General features: G+C 60.2%; 17 protein-coding genes and 1 pseudogene. 6 read left to right on the top strand and 12 right to left on the bottom strand.

Features of this window, described 5'->3' with window-relative positions:
- Positions 1–1,732 precede the first annotated feature (1,732 nt).
- Complete coding sequence (locus tag ACVIYL_RS43610; protein WP_456781576.1) at positions 1,733–1,927, top strand: hypothetical protein; 195 nt, start codon at positions 1,733–1,735, stop codon at positions 1,925–1,927.
- A gap of 170 nt (positions 1,928–2,097) precedes the next feature.
- The gene (locus ACVIYL_RS43605; protein WP_456781575.1) at positions 2,098–9,240 is read left to right on the top strand and encodes a shikimate kinase; all 7,143 of its coding nucleotides are present in this window, start codon (positions 2,098–2,100) and stop codon (positions 9,238–9,240) included.
- 685 nt (positions 9,241–9,925) lie between these two features.
- Here ACVIYL_RS43605 and rpoH read toward each other — a convergent pair.
- From rpoH to hspD, 4 genes are all read right to left on the bottom strand, one after another.
- Entirely contained in the window at positions 9,926–10,852 is a 927-nt protein-coding gene (gene rpoH, locus ACVIYL_RS43600; protein ID WP_456781574.1) for an RNA polymerase sigma factor RpoH, read from the bottom strand.
- 81 nt (positions 10,853–10,933) lie between these two features.
- Positions 10,934–11,443 (bottom strand): hypothetical protein, encoded by a 510-nt coding sequence (locus tag ACVIYL_RS43595; protein ID WP_456781573.1) that lies wholly within the window; start codon positions 11,441–11,443, stop codon positions 10,934–10,936.
- A gap of 15 nt (positions 11,444–11,458) precedes the next feature.
- Complete coding sequence (locus ACVIYL_RS43590; protein ID WP_456781572.1) at positions 11,459–11,779, bottom strand: hypothetical protein; 321 nt, start codon at positions 11,777–11,779, stop codon at positions 11,459–11,461.
- A 70-nt stretch (positions 11,780–11,849) separates the two neighbouring features.
- Positions 11,850–12,305 carry a small heat shock protein HspD gene (gene hspD, locus ACVIYL_RS43585; protein ID WP_018272795.1) on the bottom strand — a complete coding sequence of 152 codons (456 nt, stop codon included), beginning with the start codon at positions 12,303–12,305 and terminating at the stop codon, positions 11,850–11,852.
- Positions 12,306–12,774: 469 nt separating this feature from the next.
- Here hspD and ACVIYL_RS43580 point away from each other — a divergent pair, with 469 nt between their 5' ends.
- Positions 12,775–13,089 (top strand): hypothetical protein, encoded by a 315-nt coding sequence (locus tag ACVIYL_RS43580; RefSeq protein ID WP_456781571.1) that lies wholly within the window; start codon positions 12,775–12,777, stop codon positions 13,087–13,089.
- Between the two features lie 312 nt (positions 13,090–13,401).
- Here the strand turns inward: ACVIYL_RS43580 and ACVIYL_RS43575 are convergent, their stop codons facing one another.
- The 7 genes and pseudogenes from ACVIYL_RS43575 to ACVIYL_RS43545 form a co-directional block, all read right to left on the bottom strand.
- Complete coding sequence (locus tag ACVIYL_RS43575) at positions 13,402–13,848, bottom strand: ATP-dependent DNA ligase (RefSeq protein ID WP_456781570.1); 447 nt, start codon at positions 13,846–13,848, stop codon at positions 13,402–13,404.
- A 324-nt stretch (positions 13,849–14,172) separates the two neighbouring features.
- Entirely contained in the window at positions 14,173–15,015 is an 843-nt protein-coding gene (gene istB, locus ACVIYL_RS43570; RefSeq protein WP_076832955.1) for an IS21-like element helper ATPase IstB, read from the bottom strand.
- Positions 15,012–16,544 (bottom strand): IS21 family transposase, encoded by a 1,533-nt coding sequence (istA, locus tag ACVIYL_RS43565; protein WP_092090428.1) that lies wholly within the window; start codon positions 16,542–16,544, stop codon positions 15,012–15,014. The genes istB and istA overlap by 4 nt, the downstream gene beginning before the upstream one ends.
- A 688-nt stretch (positions 16,545–17,232) precedes the next feature.
- Positions 17,233–17,427 (bottom strand): hypothetical protein, encoded by a 195-nt coding sequence (locus tag ACVIYL_RS43560; RefSeq protein ID WP_456781569.1) that lies wholly within the window; start codon positions 17,425–17,427, stop codon positions 17,233–17,235.
- Positions 17,428–17,563: 136 nt separating this feature from the next.
- Complete coding sequence (locus ACVIYL_RS43555) at positions 17,564–17,791, bottom strand: hypothetical protein (RefSeq protein WP_456781568.1); 228 nt, start codon at positions 17,789–17,791, stop codon at positions 17,564–17,566.
- A 536-nt stretch (positions 17,792–18,327) separates the two neighbouring features.
- Positions 18,328–19,031, bottom strand: a pseudogene (locus ACVIYL_RS43550) (IS5 family transposase).
- Positions 18,928–19,368 carry a DUF6471 domain-containing protein gene (locus ACVIYL_RS43545; RefSeq protein ID WP_456781567.1) on the bottom strand — a complete coding sequence of 147 codons (441 nt, stop codon included), beginning with the start codon at positions 19,366–19,368 and terminating at the stop codon, positions 18,928–18,930. The pseudogene ACVIYL_RS43550 and the gene ACVIYL_RS43545 overlap by 104 nt, the downstream one beginning before the upstream one ends.
- Before the next feature lie 63 nt (positions 19,369–19,431).
- On the opposite strand from ACVIYL_RS43545, the gene ACVIYL_RS43540 reads away from it, so the two are divergent.
- From ACVIYL_RS43540 to ACVIYL_RS43530, 3 genes are all read left to right on the top strand, one after another.
- Positions 19,432–19,698, top strand: a complete 267-nt coding sequence (locus ACVIYL_RS43540; RefSeq protein ID WP_456781963.1) for an HWE histidine kinase domain-containing protein — start codon at positions 19,432–19,434, stop codon at positions 19,696–19,698.
- 294 nt (positions 19,699–19,992) lie between these two features.
- Entirely contained in the window at positions 19,993–20,397 is a 405-nt protein-coding gene (locus ACVIYL_RS43535; RefSeq protein WP_375166716.1) for a DNA-processing protein DprA, read from the top strand.
- An 80-nt stretch (positions 20,398–20,477) separates the two neighbouring features.
- Positions 20,478–20,960 (top strand): hypothetical protein, encoded by a 483-nt coding sequence (locus ACVIYL_RS43530; protein ID WP_456781566.1) that lies wholly within the window; start codon positions 20,478–20,480, stop codon positions 20,958–20,960.
- Between the two features lie 140 nt (positions 20,961–21,100).
- Here ACVIYL_RS43530 and ACVIYL_RS43525 read toward each other — a convergent pair whose 3' ends face one another.
- Complete coding sequence (locus tag ACVIYL_RS43525) at positions 21,101–21,991, bottom strand: LysR family transcriptional regulator (RefSeq protein WP_310881058.1); 891 nt, start codon at positions 21,989–21,991, stop codon at positions 21,101–21,103.
- Between the last annotated feature and the right edge of the window lie 1,033 nt (positions 21,992–23,024).

Below are 23,024 nucleotides of genomic sequence, written 5' to 3'. Positions count from 1 at the left end.
GAAAAGGATCACTACGCGCTTCGTCGATGCACGCCTGAAGCGATCCGTCGTCTCCGGCGTGCCCGTTTAGAGCGGCCGCGATCTTTACGCGCTCTGCACCCATGAGTGGCGCAGAAACAGATTCTGTTCAGTACGACATCGTTGTAATGGACTACATTAAAGCCCCTCTCTGGTCACGCCAACGGTCTTGGCGACCTCGTTCATGCCCTGTGCTCGGGCGACGAGATTGAGAGCATCACAGAATTGGCGGAATCGCCATCGGCGAGAACAATGTTCAGATAATCTGCGCGCGCCTCCGGTGTGCGAAGGTGCTCGGCGGCGTCTTCAGTTTGCTGGCTTTCATACTTAGTCCTCCAATATCTCCGCGATTTCCTGGCCTACCGAATGTCCTTGCTCTGGGTTCGCTTGTCGCCGCCGCAGAGCAGAATGACGACGCCCTTGCCGCGCCGGGTGTAATAAATTTGCCGCCGTGCTCAGCTTTAAAAACACGACGAGCGCCGTTGCCGGGAAGTTGTCGTGTCCAGAAGGCCGAGCGGCTCATCTTGCGGGCGGCCGGGCACTTCGCACTGGCCGCAGCCGGCGCTCGACATCCATGTGAGCTGCCAAATCCACTTTGATGATCATATCAGGTCAGCTTTCCGTCAGCCGAACTCGGTATTGGCTTTGCCTCGCCGCTCGTGACGAATGTCCGCGTCGGAGAGCCAGTTTGTTGCGGGTCGGTCATGCTGCCCCCGTCTAGATCGGAGAGGCAAGTTCATGCGGGGCATTGATGAGCGCGGAAAATCGTTCATGTCAGAGGTGGGCCGCACCGAGGTCGATAATGCCGACGGCGCTCCTGTTGAAACGGCTGCTGGCCAGGGTGCAGGGCGTCAATCATTCAACTCTGTCGTAAATCAAATGCGCTCCGAGCCTGATGATTTGCCCACGTCCTCATCTGGTGAGGAGCGCCGTGTGGACGCTGGTCCGCCGGAGCAGCCTGTCCGTCCAACTTCCGCCGCCCATCGGATGTTGGCGCAAGCGCTGCACAATGCGACCAGAGCCAACCAGAATCTGTGCTCTTCCTCCGCCGCCGGCGCGCTGCGTACCGTTGCAAGATCCTCGTTTAATGATCCGCAGACGTCAACCTCGCCGGGGCGCGCGCTGCGGAAGGAACGGCGTTTGTCCAGCAGGGGAGATGTCGCAGGAAGGTCGCGCGTAGACGATGGATCCGCGCCGAGCGCTCGTGCTCTGGATTCCTGGAGGCCGGATCAATTCCACGAGCCCGCACAAAATGCGGGCGCAGCTTCCACGCGTTCGGCAGACGAGCCATGGCGTGGCAATCGATTGGATGGAAGCTCGCAAACTGTTTTGCGCGGGCCGTATAGGGAAGGCAATTCGGATCGTGTTGGCGGGGCGCCCGGCTGGCACACCAATAACAGGCCCTTTCAGGCGGCCGACGGCTCACGCTCTGAGCGATTTGATGCCGGCCATGGCACACCGCTAGGGAACGCAGGCGGCGCGCGTCCGGCAGGCGAACGCTGGCGTGCTGATCGAGCGGAGGAAAGCGCGCGAGAAGACGCGCGTGGCCCTAATGTAGAAGGCCGCTTAGCTCGCCCTGGCGAAATGCCAGCCTGGCGCATCGATGATATGACATCACACAACATTGGTGCGGGCCCTGACCGTTTTTACAGCGCCGATGGCGCTGCTCCTGATGGCGATGCCGGCGCCTCACGTTTCTCAGGCGGGCCCTGGCATGGCGATCAAGCCGCTGGGCGCTTTCCGAGAGAATCGCGGCATTCGCATATGGACGCCGGTTTCGGCCAGGGCGGCGGAGCGCAAGGAGGGCGCCTCGAGGAGCGATCCGCGCCGTTCAGGGATGGTCGAGGACCTGAGCGCGGATCGTGGCGTGCCGATCGAGCCGCCGGATCACCACAAGGTGGCGGCTTGACCTTGCAATCGCAATTCGCCTCCAATTGGCGCGATGGAGCGTCAGGCTGGGGCATGCCTGCGGCGCCCCTTCGTGCCTCGGACTCCACGCAACGCTATCGTGGCAATGTCGCACCAGGCGCCTACGACGGTCTTCCGGGTCGAGGTGGAGAGTCTTGGCGGAGCGATCGAATGGCCGCCAGCTCGCAGCAAGGTGCACTCGAGCGACATACCCGGCCGCTTCCCGGTCGCCAGGACCAGAGGGACGGATGGCATCCCGACGCTGCGCCTTCGCATCAGAATTCGCAGCCTTATGATGTTCCCGGTGGCGCAGCTTACCGAGGGGCTACTGACACGCGTCCGCAAGAGCAGCCCTGGCGCACTCAGGGCCGCGTCGACCCCGAGCAAAGAGGTCGGCTTGCACCCCATCCTCAATCGGTCGCAGGACCAGGTGGCGGAGCTGGATGGCGCGCTCACAATGCCACAGGCCGGAACGTTGGGCATGTAACATCGCAAGCTCATTCCAGAGATTCGGACGACTTCAATGCCGCGCTCGCAGAGATCGCCGGCGCTCGCAACATCGATGCCTTCTCACGTGCCGTGGTGCGTCACGGCAAACAATTCCGCGGACAGGAACTCGCCGAATTCCAGCAAAAGGCGGCTGCACATTTCGAGGCGCGCTTTATTCCGCAACTCGAGGACAACATCGGTTCCTCATGGGCCTACGCAATGGCATGCAACGCGGTCAGCCGCACAGGCGAGGCCGGAGCAAATGCTTGCAGAGCCCTGGCGGCTCGCCTATCGCGCCTTGACGATGATCATATGAAACAGGTCGCCCCCGGAGCCTTCTCCCTTTTTGCTTCCTCCTTTGGCCGCCACTCCCGGTCCATGCAATGTCGCGATGCGACGATCCGGATCGCCGAATTCTGCCGCGATGAGCCAAGGGTGCTTAATAGGTCAAGCAGTCAGGATCTGTCCTTGCTGCTCAACGGTTTCAGTAAGTGGCCCGAACAGGGGCCCTGCCGCGACGCCGCCCTCGTGGTGGCAGGCCATGTTGAGGCCGATGGGTTGACCGATTTTGCCTTGCAACACCTCTCCACCCTGGTGAACGGGTTTAGCAAGTGGCCGCAGGAGCAGGCTTGCGGGCGAGCCACAATTGCGGTTGCGAGCGAACTCGTCCATCGCGGCGCAAGCGAGCTCTTTCGTGCCGATGAGCAGCAATTGGCGAACCTCGTCAACGGCTTTGGCAAATGGCCGCAAGACGCAAATCTTGGCCACGCCGAAGTCTTGATCGCGGCCCAAATCGATCGTCGCGCAAGCGGCAGGCCGGGTCTGACCGATTTTAAGCCAAAGGACCTGGCAATGCTGCTCAACGGCTTTGCCAACAGGGCGGAAGAGCAAGTATGTGTTCGCGCCAGCCGCGAGATCGGCCGGCAGATCGTCTGCCGCGCCGAGCGTCCAGCTCAACTCTCGGATTTTTCGTCCCAGGATCTGTCCAATCTCGTCAACGGGTTCAGCAAGTTAACCGGACAAGTACCAACCGAGGACGTTGCGTGCACGCTAGCCAGCGAGGTTCTTCGCCGCGCCGACCGACCGGCTCGTCTGTCTGAATTCAACCCACAGGACATGGCAAGCCTGGCGAACGGGTTCGCCAAATGGCCGGACATGACGCAAGCGGTCCAGGTGACAAGCGCGATCGCTCGCGAGGTCGTGGGCCGCCGCGTCCAGCTCCCGCGTTTTCACGAGCGGGAGCTGGCGAACCTGGTGAACGCCTTCAGCAAGACCATATTGGCGGACGACAATATCAACCGCGCGGCCACGGTCGAGGTCGCAAGGCAGATCGTGGTTCGGGCTGCGCGCGCAGACGGGCTCACCCGCTTTAATCAGCAGGATCTTGCTAGTCTCGTGAACGGCTTTAGCAAATGGCCGACAGAAGACGGTGGCCAGGCGACAGCTTTGATCGCGGCCGAAATCCGTCGCCGCGCGACGAGCGTCGACGGGCTCGCAGATTTTAGCTTCCAGCACTTGGCGAACCTGGTGAATGGCTTCAGCAAATGGCCGGAACGCGCAGGTCAAGCCGCAGTGCCGATTGCAACGGAACTTAGTCGCCGCGCTGAGCGCGACAACGGCCTTGCAAATGCAGGTCCGCAGGACCTGGCGAACATCGTGAATGGATTGAGCAAATGGTCTGGCGAGCTGAGCTCCCATTCCGCGGCCATCGCTCTTGCCAGCGAGCTGCGCGATCGCGCTGGCCGGGGCAGCGGACTGTCTGATTTCAGTGAGCAGCACCTGGCAAATCTGGCAAACGGCTTTTCCAAGTGGCCAGGACAGGCCGCTGCCCCAGCCCTGGTTTCGATCGCCACTGAACTGGTCAGTCACCGCGCCAACTCGCTCGCTCGCTTCAATAGCCAACATTTTTCAATGCTGGTGAACGGTCTAAGCAAGCTGGCAGACGATAACGACTGCGCACAGGCGACAGCTTTACTGGGCGGCGACCTCGCGCGCCGCGCGGCTGGCGCGCGCGAGCTCGCTGAATTTTCTCCGCAAGGACTTGCAAACCTCGTCAACGGGTTCAGCAAGTGGCCACGCGAGAGGAACTGTAGCGAGGCCATGTTGGCAATCGCGGCCGAAATCTGCGGCCGCGCCGGCCGGGGTGATGGGTTTTCCGGCTTTACCCAGCAGAATTTGCGGAACCTTGCGAATGGATTCGGCAAGCTGGACCACGAACGCTGCGGCGAGGCGACAGCTGTTATCGCCCGCGGCATGATGCGTCGCGAGGGCGGACTGTCTGACCTTGAGCCATTGGCGGTCGCGACCCTCGTGCATGATTTTGCCAAATGGCCGGAAGAGGAGGCGTGCCGGCAGGCGGTGATGGAGATCGCGCGCAGCTTTGGGAGCGGAGCGCGCCGATTTAATGCCTTCACCACGGCAGAGCTCGGCATGCTTGCCAATGCTCTGGCGCGCTGCACGATGGAAGCCGAAGATCGTGGAGAGAACGATCAAGCCGCTGTTCTGAAGAACCGCCTGCACAAGCTCGCGCACCATCTGTACTATGCGAATGATCGCCTGCGGCAGGCCGGCGTTCTGAGCATTGCCAACATTTTCAAAGCCTTGGGTAAGGCGCGGCTGTTTGACGATCTGTCCTTGCTGGCGCCGTTGGGGTTGACCAGGCTTGCGGAACTGAGCACCGGTGACGATTTTGCCACCGAGCATAACCTCGAGATCATGGGTCACCTCAGTGTCGCTGTTTTGCCCCTGGCGCGCAGCTCGCAGAAGCAGCTGCGCTGGCATCGCAGGCAAGCGCTGAACCTGTTGAACGACATTCAAGGCGTCACGCAAGACAAGATCGCGGCGCATCTGGCAGCCACCGATGCGGAGCGGATCCGGGGCCCACACGCGAGCCGCACCCCCGCTTTGTCGGTCTACCAGGTCCTTAAAGCCCGTGTGGTGCTCGAGAAGCTTTATCGACGCCCCTATGTCGAAGGCGACCAATCGGATTTGCGGATCAGGCAGCAGGAGCTGGAGCGCGGGACCAGAGAGATCCTGCGCAGCACACGCGATCTGATCGAGCGCGATCTGTCCAATATGAGCTGGAACCTGATTGCGGACATCGAGGCGGATAACCCGCTCGATGCGCTGGATTCGTTCCTCGAGCAGAATGTCGCAACGGTCCATGCTCAACTTCCTGCCGCGAGATTTGACGCCCACCAGGTGTTGAGCGACATGGACCACGAGCCGCGTCCACCGCAGGGCAATGCCGGACTGATGCAGCTGCCGGTCGTGGACATGCGGGGACAGCCCCTGACCATGGAGTCGGAAGTACGATATTCGGTCTTTCATCGCCTGACGCAGGGGAAAGTACCGGTGGTCGCGGTGCAGCTGCCTGGAAAACCCAGCAGCTTCATGTTGACCCGCACGCTCGCAGTCGATGGCGTACCGTATCGGATGGATCTGTTCGGCGGCAGCAAGCTCAAGCCGCCGCGATTGACCCTGGCGCAGGTCGCCGCGCGCGCGCCAGGCGGGCGGCGGATTGAGCAGACCGGCGGCAAGCTCCTGGCAATTCCGTATGCCGACACCGCAGCGGGCACGGATTTCGAGCAGCTGTCGCGCGCCTGGGGGCCATTCAAGGAGGCTTACTTTTATACGCAGCGCAGGGGATTTGCGGGCTCACCATCCATCAAAGGTCTCGCGCCCCAGGACAGCGTCCTCGAAGGCGCTTTCAAAATCTCCCTTCTCCCCGACCGGCCTGCCGAGCGGGCTCATCCATTCGTGCTCGTTGGGCCGCAAGGTCCAATCGCGTTGCGACCGCATGACGGCACAGGATTCATCAAGGCCTCACTGGCTGAGAAAATGCGCGCCGTTTGCCGCGCCGGCGACCAGAATGGTCCCGATCGCCTCCCGGCCTATGCCGAGGGCAAGAGAGCATCCCTGCCTGCCTCGGCGCTGCATCATTATCCTCGCAGCGAGACCGTCGCGGAGGAGGCAAGAGAGAAGGCCAGGATCTGGCTCAAGAGCAGAGACAACAAGGAACTCACGTCCGAGGAGCTCTATCGGACCGTGACGGCCGCACACATCGATGCTCCTGCCGCAGTTGCCGTCCCCTCAAGCGATGGGCGTCTGCATGTGCCGACCATCAAGAGCGACACCTTGGCGGGTACGACAGGCGTGCTGGTCGGGCGATCGCCGTACGACAAGCCGAACCTGCGTCCATTTTCAGTTGAGCAGGTCAGATCGGCAGCCGATGGGGACCCGACGGCGGCATTCCTCGATCGGTGCGTTGCCATACAATATAGCTTGAATGTCGCCCAGAAATCGCACGACGAACTGGTCGCGGACGATCCGACCTTCTTTGCAAAAGGCTTGCTGATCGTGGTGCCGGACGAGATCTGGCCAGCTGACTTTGCCGACCGCGACCTCGTCATGTCTTCCGAGGACGTCAAGATCCATTCGAGCTGGACGAGCAGTAAGGACCGCGCGAAACAGGACACCGCGCTCGAGACCGTCGGGATCCTGCAGGTGACCGAAGTGTTCGCGCCGGGCTCGCTGGTTGCCGTGCCGCCTGTCGAACAGAAACGCCTCGATGGCGATTTCGACGGAGACGCCGTCATCATCGTCGGTGACCGTCCCGCGCTCTATCAGCATGTGCGGCAATTCGATCAGGAGGAGCAGGCGCGTGGTGTGCATTCGCTCAAGCCGCCGAAATCGCACACCCCCGCGATCGAGGACAATCGGTATCAATTTAGCCGCGCGAGCCAAATCCTCGCCGCCACGCAGGGTGTGCTGGAAACCTATACCGGCCTATTGCGAAGCTTTCTGGGGCAATCGCATGAAGCGCGACACCGGTTTGCCGAGCGTGCCTTGTTCGGCACCTACGAAGGTGTTCACCACGAACTCAAGCGCGAGCTGCGTGGGCTGCTGGACCAGGAAGAGGCGAACCGGACCGATATCGAGGGCAAGCTCGACCGAGCGAGAGCGGAGATCAAGGCGGCACGCCATCCGGTCGCCCGCGAAATGGCCGATCGGCTCATTGCCGACCTCGAGGCCTGGGAGCAATCCTTGGGCGTTGCGCACGACGGGCCGCATGACGCAAGGCTGACATTAAGTGCGGAGCTGTGCGAACTGTTCCCGGATCTGGCGGAGACTTACCCGGCAGCTGTTCAGCCGCGAGAGCGCATCCAGCTTCTCGTCGACAACTATCCCGCGCGTATGCATCCCTTGCCCGATGGTTACGTTGACGACGACCTTGTTAAAAGCGCGAACAACTTCCTGAGCCTCGGCGTCAAGGTTGGCACCGACGCCTATAAATCCGACACGGGTGCTCGGCTGTACGCGGCCAAAAGCAAACGTCTGCAGGAATTGCTGCAGGCAACCCCGACACCGAAGTCGGTGCCTTATACCAAGAGCATGGCGGCCCATCTCAACCGCGGCAGATTGGACGTCGAGGCGACGTTGGCCGATCTGAAGGACAATCCGACGCTGGCAGCCTCCGTCATGGAAGCCTCGATCAGGCTCAGCGTGGAAAGCGGTATTCTGCCAGAGCCGTCCGACGCCCGGCCTGCCGCCGAAGACGGCGCGATGATCACGCTGAGCCGCGAGGAGGCCGCCGTACGCGCCAGGCGCGAGACGGATCGGGCGAGACGCGAAGATGAGGCGATCACGAAAACAGTCGGCGATGTCGTGGCGAACTTAGAGAGACAACACGGCATTCAGGTGAATCTGCCGCACGATCAGCATCGCCTGCGGACCGACCAATCATTGACCGACCAACTCACCGGCAAGAGCCTCCCCTCCGGCACCACCTCACAGCTGATCAGCAACGCCGTACGGCACGTCTTTGAAATCCCTCACGGCGATTTTACAACGGGCTTCAGGAAAGCCGTGCTTGCCTTTGATGAGCAGGGGTATACCGAGCTCAGCACAACCAATTGGTTCAGGACGCGAAATCCCACCTATGTCGGAATCAAAACCGTCTTTGCAACGCCTGAAGGTTACCGCTTCGAGGTTGAGTTCCATACACCAGCCAGCTACCAGGCCAAGCTTGCCAATCACGATACTTACAAGATGCTGCAGCGAGGCAGCAGAGGGACAATGGATCAATCCAGAGTAGAGCACCTCGTGCAGCGCGCAAGACGGATCGTTAGCGAGGTTCCACTTCCCGATCAAGCGACGAGTATCCCAAATTGGGAAGCAGAAGCAGGCGGCACCGATGATGCCAGCGCGGTTCTTGCATGGCGAAATGCCCAGCCCAAGATGCGTAAGCGTTCTCCCATGGCCGGACAAATCGTTGCAGCCTTGGGCGAGAGGCCGATCGTGCTCGTCGGCATGATGGGCGCTGGGAAATCCTCGATCGGCAGCAAGCTTTCGAACATGCTGGGCCTCGATTTCGTCGATTCCGACAAAGTGATCGAGACCAAGGCCGGTAAAGCGATCAACGAGATCTTCAAAGACCATGGTGAGCAGTATTTCAGGGATCTGGAAGAGAGCGAGATCCTGCAATTGCTCGAGCGAGGCCCCATTGTGCTCGCAACCGGCGGCGGCGCCTTCACGAGTGAGAAGATCCGCGACCGTACCCGTGAGAAGGGAATCTCGATCTGGATCAATACCGATCTGGACACGATCACCAAGCGCTTGGTCAAGGATACGGCGCGTCCGCTACTGCAAACCGATAATCCAGAAGAGACGATCAAAGAGATGATGCACGAGCGCGCCTCTGTCTATCAAATGGCCGATCTGAAACTTGACCCGACGGTCCACAAAATCAACAAAAACGCCGGTGCACTGCTGGATAAGCTCCATGCGAAGCTTAGCGGTGGCCTCATCCGCGAACCACGTTGAGCGGGTGTCGAAGGCGTAGAGCTGCACCTCGTTGTCATGCCGGCGCGAGTGCAGGCCATTGAAGTCGCTCCGGCCATCGATGCCCAGCAGCACGGCTTCGCCATCGATCACAACCGCTGACAACGGATGCGAAGCGCCGACTCGGCGACTGGAAAACGGGTGCTCCAATCATGGCCACAGGGACGTGAAGTCAAGCGTGGTCCTCATAACCAAGTCCTCCAAAGAGCAAGGTGGGTACGAAGGAGCGCCGGACACCAATCCAGCGTGCAGTTCAATCCGCCGGCCCCGATCAGGCGGCCGGCACCGCGGTTGTAGCAAAGAATGAGTTGGAAAAACGAGTTTGGCTCCGAGAGGGGTCTGAGAAAAATTCTGGGTTCGATGCAGAAATTTCTGCGTCGGGCGCTTACCAAGCTCCACCTAGAAGAGAGGGAGCCCACTACGGTGCGTCCCGAATCCCTATTGTTGAAATGCGTGGCACCGCCTTAGGCGGCATCGCAAATCTCCGTGGCTTTGGCGAACGAGCTGACGTCAGCACACGCTCTTCCGATGCCTTCGTAGTTAATGACGTTGAACGCAGGCGAGCAGTTCAAATGCGGAGATATGTCGTGCCGCGCAGATGGCTCCTGGCACGGCCATGCTGTTCGCGATCATCAGACAAAGAATGAATGGCGTTAGCATCGTACAGTCAAGCGTCTGAGCCGAAAGTATGTCTACCGTCCTTCGAATGCTGTCTGGACTTTTCAGACAGGCTTCCTCCTGCCAGCATCGCGGACTGTACCTTTTCAAATGATCGTTGCTCGATTTGGCGGACACGCTCGCGCGATATTTCGTACTCCAAGGCAAGCGCTTCGAGCTTCGGGGGATCTTCACTCAAATAGCGTGCTGTGAAGATATGCCTTTCACGTGGGCTTAGCTTCTCAATGGCTGCTGTCAAAGCTTGGCGCCGTTGAGCCAGTTCCTGGTGCTCGGCCAACGTCACGTCATGGGTAGGCGACGGATCAACCAGCCGTTCGAGGGCATCGCCGACGTCGCCGGCATCGTTGTGACGTAAATTCAGGGACAGGTCGCCACGCAGGCGACGGTCCATATTCACGACTTCACGTTCGGGTACCTTGAGGTGAGTGGCGATCGTCTTGACCTGTTCTGGTCTCAGATCCCCGTCCTCCAAGGCGGCGATCGCACTCTTCGATTGCCTCAGTTTGAAGAATAGCTTCTTCTGGGCAGCGTCCGCCGTGATCTTCACCAGCGACCAGGAGCGAAGAACAAAATCTTGGATCGTTGCCTTGATCCACCACATGGCATAGGTGGAAAGGCGGATGCCCCGCTCCGGATCGAATCGCCGCACGGCCTGCATCAGGCCGACATTACCCTCGGAAATGATATCGCCAATGGGTAGCCCATAACCTCGATATCGCATGGCAATTTTCGCAACGAGACGCAGGTGGCTTGTCACCAGGCGATAAGCCGCTTCACGATCGCCGTGGTTTCGCCATCGCCGACCAAGGGTGGTCTCTTCGTCCCGAGTGAGGATCGGAAATTGTCTAATTTCCGTTAAATACTTCGTCAGCCCGGTGCCGAGCGACGGCAGTTTCTGAGAAACAGTTTGAGACATTTTCCCCCTCGCAGCGCTCAACAAATTCCCGCCTCTGCCGCGCTCTCGTAAGAGTCGCGGCAGAGCAACAAAAGCATCGGTCTACAGGGCGGGACTATCGTCCGCCTCATGGCTGCCAAAACGTCGGCCTTTTCGGTTGGAGCCATCGGTCCTTCGATCCGAATCGAACTCCAGAAGGCGCAGGGCATCCACAATGTCGTCGAAGCTCACAGCTCCATCGATTGTCTGGTTCAATTCTGGATCGTCTTTCACGGCGCAAGCATCCGCGGCCCAAAGCGATAGAATGGCCCGTTTCTCGTACGATGTGAGGTCGCAATCATCGACAACATCCATCGGATGAGCAAACGCCTCGGCTGGATGCAGCAGCCGGGCCATCTCCAGGTTCGTTGTTCGTCGGCGATCCGTCGGCAGCGAGAGGCGATCGAGAAACGTCTCGTGCAAAAGGGCCTCCACGGAACGCTGCTCTTCGCTCATCCGGCGTCCGATATACGCTCGCTCCAGGTCCGACAGCCGTGTCGCGAGCAGCCTGCGGTAGCGCCGAATATTGGCGCGATGGGCACGCAGGCGTTCAAGATTTCCCTCGATCATCATTCGTCCCCTTCCGGCTCAGGCGGCCAAGGCACGCTCGGTTGAGCGCAACCGACAAGGCTTTCCACCCGGAGGATTCCGGGGTCCGCCGTCGAGTTCGCACAGGGCCTCGAGGATTTCGTCGATCGATACGGGCTTCTTCAGTCGGGCGGGCGAGCGGAGCGACGGGCATGATGCTATCGCCGATGCGTCGGACGCCCAGGATGCCAGAATTGCCCGCTTCTCGGCCGTCGTCAGGCCGGCGTGGCACACGACATCCCTGGGATGTTCGAAAGCGGTGCCGGGATGCAGGAGCGCGTTGAAGTCAAACACGTTGTCGTCAGCGGTCGTCGGCCGCATGGTATCCTCCTTTGCATTGACGACGAGCGGCAGCCGCGCGAAGCCTCGCGCGGCGCCGGTCGGAGCCTGCTTAGGCTGCCTTGGCTTCCAATTTCTGGACATTGTCGGCCGATACGCCGTTGATTGCGATACGGCGCGGCTTCATGGCTTCCGGAATTTCCCGGACCAGCTCGATCTTGAGCAAGCCGTTGTCGAATGCGGCGCTCTTGACCTGAACGTAATCCGCCAGGTTAAACTGCCGCTTGAAGCTGCGGGTGGAGATGCCGCGATAGAGAAAATCGCGCTCAGCCTTCTCCGACTTGCTGCCCTCAATGGTGATCACGTTCTGTTCGGCCGTGATCGCGATCTCGTTGGGCGCAAAACCTGCAACCGCCAACGAAATCTGGTAGCGGTCCTCAGACAGCCGTTCGATATTGTAGGGTGGATAGTTGTCCTCGCCGGCCCGCTGGGCCATTTCCGCGAGGTCAAAAAGGCGGTCGAAGCCAATGGTCGAACGCCAAAGGGGCGAGAAATCATAAGTGCGCATAGCCAAATCCTCCAAAGAGCAAGATGGTTACGAGCGGCACCGGACACGACCGGTGCCCGTCTCAACGGCCGGACCCATGGGGCGCCCGGACACCACCGTTTGGTGGCGACAAAAAAATTAGCAAAGTCGTTTTTGGTTTCAAGAGGGGGCCAAAAATTTTTTAGGGCTTTGGTCCCATAACCTGACCTGACGTCCGTTTCGTTAACAAGTGCTAAGGCGAATTATGCACCCGGACCCGCAATTCGGCAGCGCGGTTGAGGCGCAGGTTCGCCGTCCTCGAGCGCCAGGGAAGCTGCGTGACCCATAGACGGGCCGCGCGTGGAGCATTAGCTGACCCGGGGTGCAGTCCCCTCGAGGTCGGACGGAAGAAGGACATTGGGTTCATTGCTGTCTGGCAACAGCAGCGCGTCCATCTTGGCCCTCGTGGCCTTTATAGGTGGGTGGGTACAAGTTCGGAGTCCGACTGGACATGCTCGAATTTCGAGTGAAAGCGGTTGAGGACACGCTCAAAATCGTCGCAAGCGCGATCGAGAAGCAGAACGCGAACGAAACTCTTCGCAAGCTGGTGGATCAGCGGGTTGTTGCGGTTGAAGGTCTAATTGAGACCGCGAACAAGGAGATTGCGGATCTCCGCCGCGGCAATGGGTTCATCCAGGCTCCCCGGCGCGGCACATCGGCGGCGAGTAAGCCGTTAACGAATCCGCCGGCATGTCTGGTGACGGCGGTTGCTCAGCCCGAATGCCTTCAGGCTTGTATCCTCCCTAGACTTGGCCCCGCGCCCTAACCGGCGTCGGGCTCCTTGTGCCGCGCCACGGCTTCATTGACCTTCCGACGGTCAAGCCGATCTGCGGGGGAGAGCATGGAGACAGGGCGCCAGATGCTAAAATCGATCTCCAAGTTTGAATCTCGTGGTTTCTTGGCCCACTCCCACCATTGGTCAAATGCGTCTTTGGTACTCAAAACTCCCGCAACATAGCCGGATGCGTCCGGTTCTTGACCTTGATCCAGTACGGGACACCGGCCGCCGCGGTAGGGGCGATCGGATCGCTTCGACACCAGGCCCTCAAATCCGAACTCGCAGGCCTTTCGGAAGAGGTCAGGTCCGATCTCGCCCTGTTCGAAATCCGACAGGAAGATGCCCTCCGGCCGGCGCAAGCAACCGTTGCAGGTTAGTCTTGCGCATCGAGAGCGGCAGATCCCTCAGGTCGTCGCCATCCATCGCCAGAATGTCGAACGCCAGCATCTCGACCTCGGCATTGTGCTTGCCTGAGTGCAGGGCGTTGAAGTCCGAGTAGCCATCGACGCCGCGGACTATGGCCTCGCCGTCAATCACGAACTGCTTCTGGCGGTTCTTGAGGGCGGCTTCCACGATCCACGGGGAGCGCTTCGTCCAGTCGTGGCCGCCCTTGGTGATCAGCCGGACGCGATCTCCGTCGCGCTCGAGGCGCAGGCGGTAGCCGTCGCACTTGATCTCGTGGAACCACTCCGGGCCGGCCGGAACCAACTTTCCAACGGTCGGCAGGCAGAACTCGAATTTGGGCATGACCGGCACATGGGTATGTGATGCCGGTTTTGCGAATCCGCAGCAGAGGCCCCGATGTGGCGCTTCTCCGGGGCCTCGCCTTGTGCGGTAGGGGTTCTCGGCCTGGAGAGGACCGAGGAGTTAATTCAAACTCCCATCGACGACGGCGTCAAGTCTCGGGAAAAAGCGGAAATTGTCTCGCCAGGATTCACATGGTTTATTTTCTATAGCGCGACAATCAGGATGAGAGGGGCCCGTCAATCAAGATGAGACGAGGCGGCCGAGTCAGGAGATAATTGACGCTGGCCGTCGACTTGGCAAGCGTTGATTGACGCTGCGCGACAATCAAGCGGCGCTGCCAGCGTCAATTAAAGTCTTGTCGAGTTCGTTTGGGGTAGTGTGAACAGGCGGCCGGCCTGGACCGCGCTTGCGATCGAGGGCAACTTTTCGACGGTAACTTTCGACGTTCATCTCGAGGATCGTGGCGTGGTGGACCAAACGATCGATGGCAGCCAACGTCATTGCTTGGTCCGGGAAGATACGCCCCCATTCGCCAAATGGCTGATTGGCCGTGATCAGCAGCGAGCGTCGTTCGTAGCGGGCGGCGATCAACTCGAACAACACACTGGTTTCCGCCTGATCCTTGCTCACATATGTGATGTCGTCGAGGATCAGGAGGTCATAGCGATCGAGTTTGGCGATCGCGGACTCCAGCGCCAGCTCGCGCCGCGCGACCTGCAGCCGTTGCACCAGATCAGTGGTTCGCGCGAAGAGAACGCGCCAACCGTTCTCGACGAGAGCCAGGCCGATCGCCGCGCCGAGATGGGTCTTGCCGCCGCCCGGTGGACCGAACAAGAGCAAATTGGCGCCGGCCTTCAACCAGGCGTCGCCGGCGGCGAGCGCCATCGCCTGTGCCTTTGATAGCATCGGCACGCTTTCGAAGTCGAAGGTTGCGAGCGTCTTGCCGGCGGGCAAACGCGCTTCCACCATGTGTCGCTCGATCCGACGGCGGGTGCGATCGGCGGCCTCGTGCTCGGCAAGGGCGGCGAGGAAGCGGGCGGCAGGCCACCCTTCCTTGTCCGACTGTGCGGCGAGCTTCGGCCAGATCGCCTTGACGCCCGGCAGGCGGAGCTCATTGAGAAGCAGCTCGACACGGGCAGCATCGACGGAGGTAGCGATACCGGTCATGCTGCCTCTCCCAGGTTCGAGCGGCCCGACATGACGCTGACGGAGGCGAGTTCATCGTAGACGTCGAGCGGCGCCAGCTTGACGGCGACACGCGGGATCGAGGCCGCCTCGGGCCGGAAGCGGTCGCGCAGCGCGGCAAGATCGGGTAACTGTCCGGCGTCCAGATCCATCGCGATCGCCTCGGCGAGGTCTGCTTCGCAGGCGCGCTCGTGAGCCAGCGCCAGAAGCTCGACCGTCACCTTGCAGGCGCGCCGGTCATCACCATGCTCCCGCAAGGTCTCGAACAGACGTTTGTAAGCTGCACGCGGGAAGAGTTGGTCGCGATAAACGAGATTGAGGAGCGCCATCGGCTTGCGCCGCAGGGCATGGATGACATGCCGGTAATCCACGACATGACCGCCCTGGCTCTCGGACACAGGCCGACCGCGCCGCAGCGTCACGACCGGTGTGACGCCAAGGAAGCATTCGAGCCGGTCGTCGAAGATGCGCACACGCAGGCGATGGCCGATCAATCTTGAAGGCACGGTGTAGAACACGCGCCGCAGGATGAAGCCGCCTGACGACGTCACCGGGATCACTTTCTCCTCGAAGTCGGTCGTGCGGCCTTTTGGCAGCGGCGCCAATGCCTCCTTCTCGAGCGCGATCGGCTTGGCGAGGTTGGCGTTGCGCCGGCCGACAATCTCGTCGACAAAAGCCCGGTACGCATCGAGACTGGCGAAGTCGCGCGTCCCCCGCAGCAACAGCGCATCTTCCAGTGCCCGCTTGAGATGGCCGTGCGCGCTCTCGATCGAGCCGTTCTCATGTGCGATGCCCGCATTGTTGCGCGTTGGCGCCATGCCATAGTGGCCCATCAGCCCGGCGTAGCGCTGCGTCAGATCCTCCCGTGCGTCGGCGGCCAGATTGCGGAACGCTGCCGACAGGCTGTCGCTGCGATGCTCCCGCGGCACGCCGCCAAGCGCCCACAGCGCGTTCTGCAAGCCCTCCGCCAGGGCGACGAAGCTTTCGCCGCCGAGCACGACATGGGCATGCTCGAAGCCGGAGAACGCCAACCGGAAGTGATAGAGCCGGTGACCGAGCGGCTCACCCGCGATGGTAATACCGAGCGCGCTCACGTCGGTGAAGTCGGACAGACCCAGGCGGCCGGGCTCGTGCTGCTGGCGGAAGATCACGTCCTGTTCGGGGCCGTTGAGCGCCCGCCAGGCGTTGATGCGCCGCTCCAGCGTGCGGCGGATGTTCGGGTTCAGGTCATGATGCCGTCGGCGCAGCTCGTCCAGCACGCCGATCACGCGGATGCCGGGCGCAGCCTTCAGGATCGGAACGATCTCGGCCTCCCAATACTGCGCGAGCGGATCGGACCGGCGCCGGCCCCTCGGCGTCTTCTTCTGCGATGGCGGGCGACAATCGCCCTCGATTCGATACGCGCTTGCCTTCGAGAACCCCGCCTTGGCCGCGGCGGCCTCGGGGGACAGTGTCTGTCGGTAGGTCATGTACAGCCTCATCTGGTGGTCGGTGATGTGGAGGCCAGGCAAGGCATCGATTCCCTCTTGTCGAGACGAATCAACAGCTTGCACCAGCCGCACCCGGCCGCCAGACGGGTCCAAAAACGCGCGACGCCGATGGGGACGGTCCTCCGGTCGGGCTACGCCCTCCCTTCGGTCCGCCCCCATCGGCGCAGTCTCACCTTGATTGTCGCTGAAGTCTCACCCTGATCGCCGCCGCGCAATTTTCGGACCGGAGCGTCGTTTGGGATGATCCGAGCAACAGGGCAGCTAATTTTCATTTCGTATTTTTTCAGCCCTAGAACGACGACCGTTGCTTCCTGGCGGACTGCGGCTCGGCGATCCAGCTTGGCCCCAGCATGATCCGGATGCTGGGGTTTCTTTTATGAGTAGGAACGAAGCGCAAGCATTGGCATTTGTCGCCCTGTTCGGTGCCGCACCGCTACAGGCACTGAGACGCCCAGCTACACACTGGCCCCAGCTTCACCGCTGGGGCCCTCTCTTATTACGCCGTCCAGATAGGACACTTGCCGCGACAAACGACAAACTAAGACACCCAATCGCATCGGGAAGGAGTAGCAATTTCTGACACCGGTGTTTGCTTTAAAGCCTCGGGTCACGTCCCGATTCATCTTAGGGCGACTGGCCCCGGCACCAGCCTCTAGGCCCCCAAAGGTGCTGGGGCCGTTTTCTGTTAGAGGCCGCCAGCTGGGGCGGCCTACCCAGGCCTGATTTTTGTTTTCAGCTTACGATCGATCAGCATCTCGGCCCGGCGCTTTGCTAGTTCTGCCAATCGTGTGCGCACGGTATGGCGGGTGGTTTCTCCGCCGATCTCAATGATGATCTCGAACTGATCATCATATAGGCGTTTCACGTCGAAGGTGACGCCCCTGTGGGTGAAGGTGCCTGGCATACGTAGGGAGTAGCAAATCGATGTGCGGTCCTTGCACCGGGATGCTACGGGAAATTGTCCCGCTGTAGGAATGGAGCCATGCGAGGCCACTTGCAGAAGTGGCCTTAATCTTCCGCGTCGCTGGCTAGCGGACTTGCTAGGCTGAGGCCTTCATAGTCCGCCCCACCTCATCAGGTAGCGCCCGGTGGTGTGCCGCCAGCTTGCTGATCAGCTCGCAATCCTCCGCTTCGACGCGAAGCTTCTCTAAGTGCGCCTGCATGTCCTTCATTTTGAGCTCCTGATGCCGAGAACCATGCTTGTGGAACTCATGCAGGGCGTCAACCGTGCGCTGGATACGAAAGCCGTCGGGCGTAGCGTCGGGCACTCAGACTACCCCGAGACGCACCGGGGGGCGAGCTCCAGCTGCACGGCATCCAGTCTTCCGGATCGTCCAGCGCGATCAGCGATGCTCGACGCAACCGCTGGCGTGGTCCGCAGAGCCTCATTACGAGGCAGCGATTATAGCCGGCCACGTACAGGCTCACGGCTGCGATATTATGGCGCAAACGCCACAAGGGTTATGAGGACGAGCGCGGCAGTACTGAAAGCTGCAATGCCAAGGCAAATGCGTGCCGGGACCGAATGGGATTCGAAACGTGGCAGTTCAGGCATTGCGCACTCCACTTGCTTTGCTTGGGGCGAGGCGGGAGCGCGGTGACTGACAGCGATCTCGTCATCGATAAATGCCGAAAGGCCGGCGGTGATAGAGGCAAACCTGCGCTCTATTCCGTGCAAGCGCCAGCAATATGTTTCGCCCCGATTACGGAACGATCTGAAAACGCCTCAAGACACTAAGGTGCAGGTTTTTGCGGTCAAATCTCCTCTAGCACCACTTGCTCAAGCTCTAGGCCGCGTGGACAGTTACCTTAGCCAGAGCAGAGTTGCGGCGATAGCAACGACGGCGAAGTAGTTTCGCGCCGTCTTTTCGTAGCGCGTAGCGACGCGCCTGAACCGCTTCAGTTTCGAGAAGCAGCATTCGATCAGATGACGCTCGGTATAGAGGGGTTTGTTGAGCGGATATTTGATTGCCCGTGAGGGGTTGTTCGGAATGACGGCTTGGGCGCCTTTTGCGGCGATCGCGGATCGCAGCGCATCGGAATCGTAGGCCGCATCGCCCATCACGACCTCGGCTGGGAGCCCCTCGATGAGCGGCTGGGCCTGAGGTGCATCGCCGGTTTGACCTGCCGTTAGGAAGAAGCGGACCGGGCAACCCAAGCCGCGGACAGCCATATGGATTTTTGTCGTCAGGCCGCCGCGCGAACGCCCAATGGCCTGATTTTGAGCCCCCCTTTTGCGCCGCTGGCGTGCTGGTGGGCGCGGACGATGGTGGAGTCAACGATCAGGTATTCAAAGTCCGGATCATCTGCGAGCGCTTCGAACATACGCAGCCAGACCCCCTTGGCGCTCCACCGGCTGAAGCGTCGGAATACGCTGTTCCATTCACCGAACGCTTCGGGCAGATCACGCCACGGCGAACCGGTTCGCACGATCCATAACACGCCCTCGACAAACATCCGGTTGTCGCGGCCCGTCGAACCACGCTGGTCCGGCCGACCGATGATCATGCCGGAGATCCGGTCCCATTGCGGGTCGCTCAGAACGAGCCGATCCATGACACCCAAGGCTTCCTCCTAAAAGAAAGCCTTGAATCACGTTCCCTCTGATTTGAGAATCCCAAGAGTCCACACAGCCTAGCGCTGCAACGCACGCAAGAAAGAAGATCGCCGTAAACGATCCCCGCTTGAGCTTCATGGTGGTCCCGGCCTCGGTTTCATCCTTGAGGCCGTGCTTTTTCAGCCGCTTGACCAACTCGGCATAGGTCACGTCGGCTTTCTTCATCTCAGCTTTTAGGAAGGCGCTCGCGCGCTCTCCCCATTCCTTTTCCGCCTTGGGTAGGACCATGGCGTCTCCTATCGATTACGTGAGCTAACAAATATGATAGACCGGCCTTGACTTCCGGTAAGTCTGAGCGCTCGGTCAGCCAGAACTCCGCGAGAGATGGCTCAATCGTTACGAGGCCGTCTTGACGCTCTAATGCATGCCAAGGACTTAATCCGTCCAGGAATCATGGGTATGGAGTCGCATAGCGAGCGAACGACGGTGGGAGACGTAGTGCGAACGGTCTTGCGGCCTTATGAAGATGAGGCGTCCAGCGAACGCATCATGGTAAGTTTGCCGTGCAACTGGGCGGCAAGGTGGAATATGATTGGTTACCGAGCGGGCTCAGGTTAAGGGTTTCGATTCCTTTGGATCGTCTTGCAGTCTGAGTGCGGGGATAATCTGTTTCGGTCTACTTGACGCCGCTCTCAATAGCGCCGACAGAATAACTGTCGGTGGTCTCATTCACTTTGGAACGTCGGCAGTCGATGCTGTGCACGGCTCCTCCGCCGGCACGAGAGTGCCCAGGAGTGGGCGCCGTTTGAGGCTCCCACGATTCGGAGGAGCAGCCTATGCAGTCAATTTCGACGATCAGTCTGGATATCGCGAAGTCGGTCTTCCAAGTGTACGGCGTTGATGCAGCCGGCCATGTGGTCATACGCCGCCAGGATCGGGACCTATTACCCACAGAAAAACCAGCCTCTCCAGCGCAGCATTGCGGAGCAGCATCTGCTCATCTCTCAGGTGCCAGTGCTCAGGTACGCCAGTCAGCACGTTCCGCAGAACAAGCTGTTTTTCCCTGAGCGGAACGTCACGATGAGCGCTCTCACCGAGGGCACCATAATCGTGGAGGCTAGCGACACGAGCGGGACGCTCACGCAGGCTCGCGCCGCCCTTCAACAGGGGCGCAAGCTGTTCATCCTCGCTTCCTGCTTCAAGCGAGACGACATCACCTGGCCGGCAAACTTCGAGAAGCGGGGCGCGATCCGTGTCCGCGACCTCGCCGATATCTGGGGCGCGTTAGGTGATGGCACGCCTGCTCCAGCAAATTGACGAGACCAACCGGCGAGACCACTGGTACCTCATGAGGACGACGATTGTCATGACCTCTACGAGTACACGGCCGGCAAGGGGTGGCGCGCGGCGACACCAATCAGCTGATCCATAATCTTCAGAAGAAGAAGAAGCGTAACGATGGTGGTCACCAATACAAGGCCCCGGCGATTGCCCGATGCGCTCGCGACCTGTCTGCGGTCTTGAATGCCGAATGGTTGGCCCAGGCCACGATCGTTCCGATACCACCGTCGAAGGTGAAGACCGATCCTGCCTACGATGATTGGATGGTGCAGATTTGCAAAGGGATCCGCGTCCCGACCCCGCCGGACGTCCGGGAGCTGGTCGAACAGATCGCCTCTATGGACACGTTCAAAGGTGGCAACAGGAAGTCTCCGGCGGAACTCAAACAGAATTACAGGATTGCGGAAAACCAGCTGCAAAACCTACGCGGTATCGTCGGCGTCAATCGAGAGCACCACTCTCACATCCAACTCTTCTATTTACAGCGAAAGTTCCGGTCTGGCATTGGCGTAAGAGAGCTAGATTCGAAACACAGTTAAAGACTGCTCTCAATCAGCAGAATTCCAGCAGGTGATCCGTGCGCACCGGGAGATCGCGGAGTTCCGAAATCCGCCCCTGATTTGGTCCCCAGGCAGGCAGGGCCGTCTAACCGTCGGCGGACCACCGTCCGCGATTCGGGTCACCGTCTATTCATGGTCTCTACTGAACGAGCACGGTGGGGTTGATGGTGCTTGTCGTCGAATATTCCTTTGACCCTTTGTAAAAGTCTCGTCGCAACCTCCTTTCGCAGCCCCGGCCTCGCACAGATGATAGCCCTTAGATCGGACAGTTGCGGCAGGTAGTAGTCGGGCGATTGAACCAGATCGTCAGGCACGCAGAACGAAGGCAGTGCAGTCAGACCCACACCAAGGCGCACGGCTGACAGTCTCACCAGGTGGTCGGAGGCGTGAAGAACAATCCTGTAGGCCGATCCCATCCTGTCCAACTGAGCGATCATCCAGTCGTGATCAGGAAGGGTTACTATCGGAATAGGGGTGCCCGGGCGGTGGACGAAATCGCGCGAGCGAACCCAGGTGGCCGGGAATGTCCGTTGTTCAAGGATGGTTTTTGAAAGATCGGAATCCACATCCGTAGTGAAAACGCAGGCTACGTCTATGTAGCCTTCGATCAGACCCTTGCGGATCGCGCTGGAATGATCGGCGCATATAAAGAGGTCCGAAAAGTCGTCTGTTCCGGCCCGCTCCAAAAGTCTTTGAGCAAAGAGGCTGCTGAGGCCGACACGATGAACGGTCGCGTTGCCACGACCGGCAAGCCTGAGCATTTGATCGTTAGCCTCGAGTATTATACGAGCCTGCTGGAGGACGAGTTCGCCGAGATCGGTGACGGTCGTGCCATTGGGCGTTTTGTCAAACAGTTGTCCGCCAATCAGTCCCTGCAATCGCTTGACCTGGGCGGTGACCGCGGGCTGACTAAGCCCGAGCTTGCCTGCGGCTTTCGTCAAGCTGCCTGTCTCGGCTATGGCTACAACAGTACGAATTGACTCAATTGGAACGTTTGGCGCTCGCAGCATAATTTCGCACAGAATCATGAACCTGCATCGGTTCTACCACTGCGGTCGCAATATCACACCGCAAAGAGCAGCCCACATGTCGGGTAAAGTAACTGCCTGTACAGCAGTTGTGTACGTAACGTACTTAACGGCGCGCTCGCGCCCAATCACGACGAATCGTCGCCCCCTGCAATGATCGCGGTCAACTCGCGTCCCGCTCTATACCACGCGCCGCCGCTTGCAAGTGGTCGGGCGCGTGCTGTCTCCTTTTTGGCATCCGATGCGCGGCTGCGGGTCCGCATAGCCGTTGTGGCCATCATCTCCCAACAGACGTGCTGCCTGCTCTTCGAATCGATGAGGCTCGCAAAGCCACGACATGCTGAACGCGGAAAACGCTTTAGGCCGCGAGCACCGGCGCCGCGAACTGCGCTATTCAATCAACTACCGCGCCGAGCCGTTCTGTAAACCACGGCGGCGCCCGAGCAGTAACTTGTCGTTCATCTGCGCTCTGCCGGTTCGTTCTCGTCCCGGCTTGCCCCCGAAAGCGCTGCTCGGTCGGTAAGGGCTTCCGATATTTATTTGACGCTACTCGCCGCGTTCATGGATGTGGATCACGATGCCTCGCGTCGTACGCGTTAAGCGGCCGCACGATGCTGAGCTTGTTGGAAATCTCCTATTCGAGATCTTGCAGGCAAGAATGTTTGATCCAGGGCAAAATGAAGGGCCGAGATCGAGAAATCAGCTCACGTGCATAGCGGTCGATCGACCTGATCCTGCTTCTGGTTCTGTTCAGTCCAAAGCAGGCTGCTCTACCTGGGCACATGGTGCCTGGCCGCCTCGTATCTGGCTTGCGGCTGCTCCGTTCGCTGAAGAATCGATGCGGACGTGAGGTGCTCCGACTCTGCCTCGATGGCATCAGCCGCAGAGTGCAGTCGTTGCCGGCAAAGCCCACGCTCTCGTTTGCGGTCTTATAAATGTCATCTTGCGCGGGCCAGTGCGGCGAGCGGTGGCCGATTGGCTGGCGCTCAGCTCAGGACAAGGTAGTGGCGAGGAT

This window comes from Bradyrhizobium sp. USDA 3315, from assembly GCF_054056795.1.
Note: the sequence above shows the minus strand (reverse complement) of the source record. Positions and strands in the feature narration are given on the sequence as shown.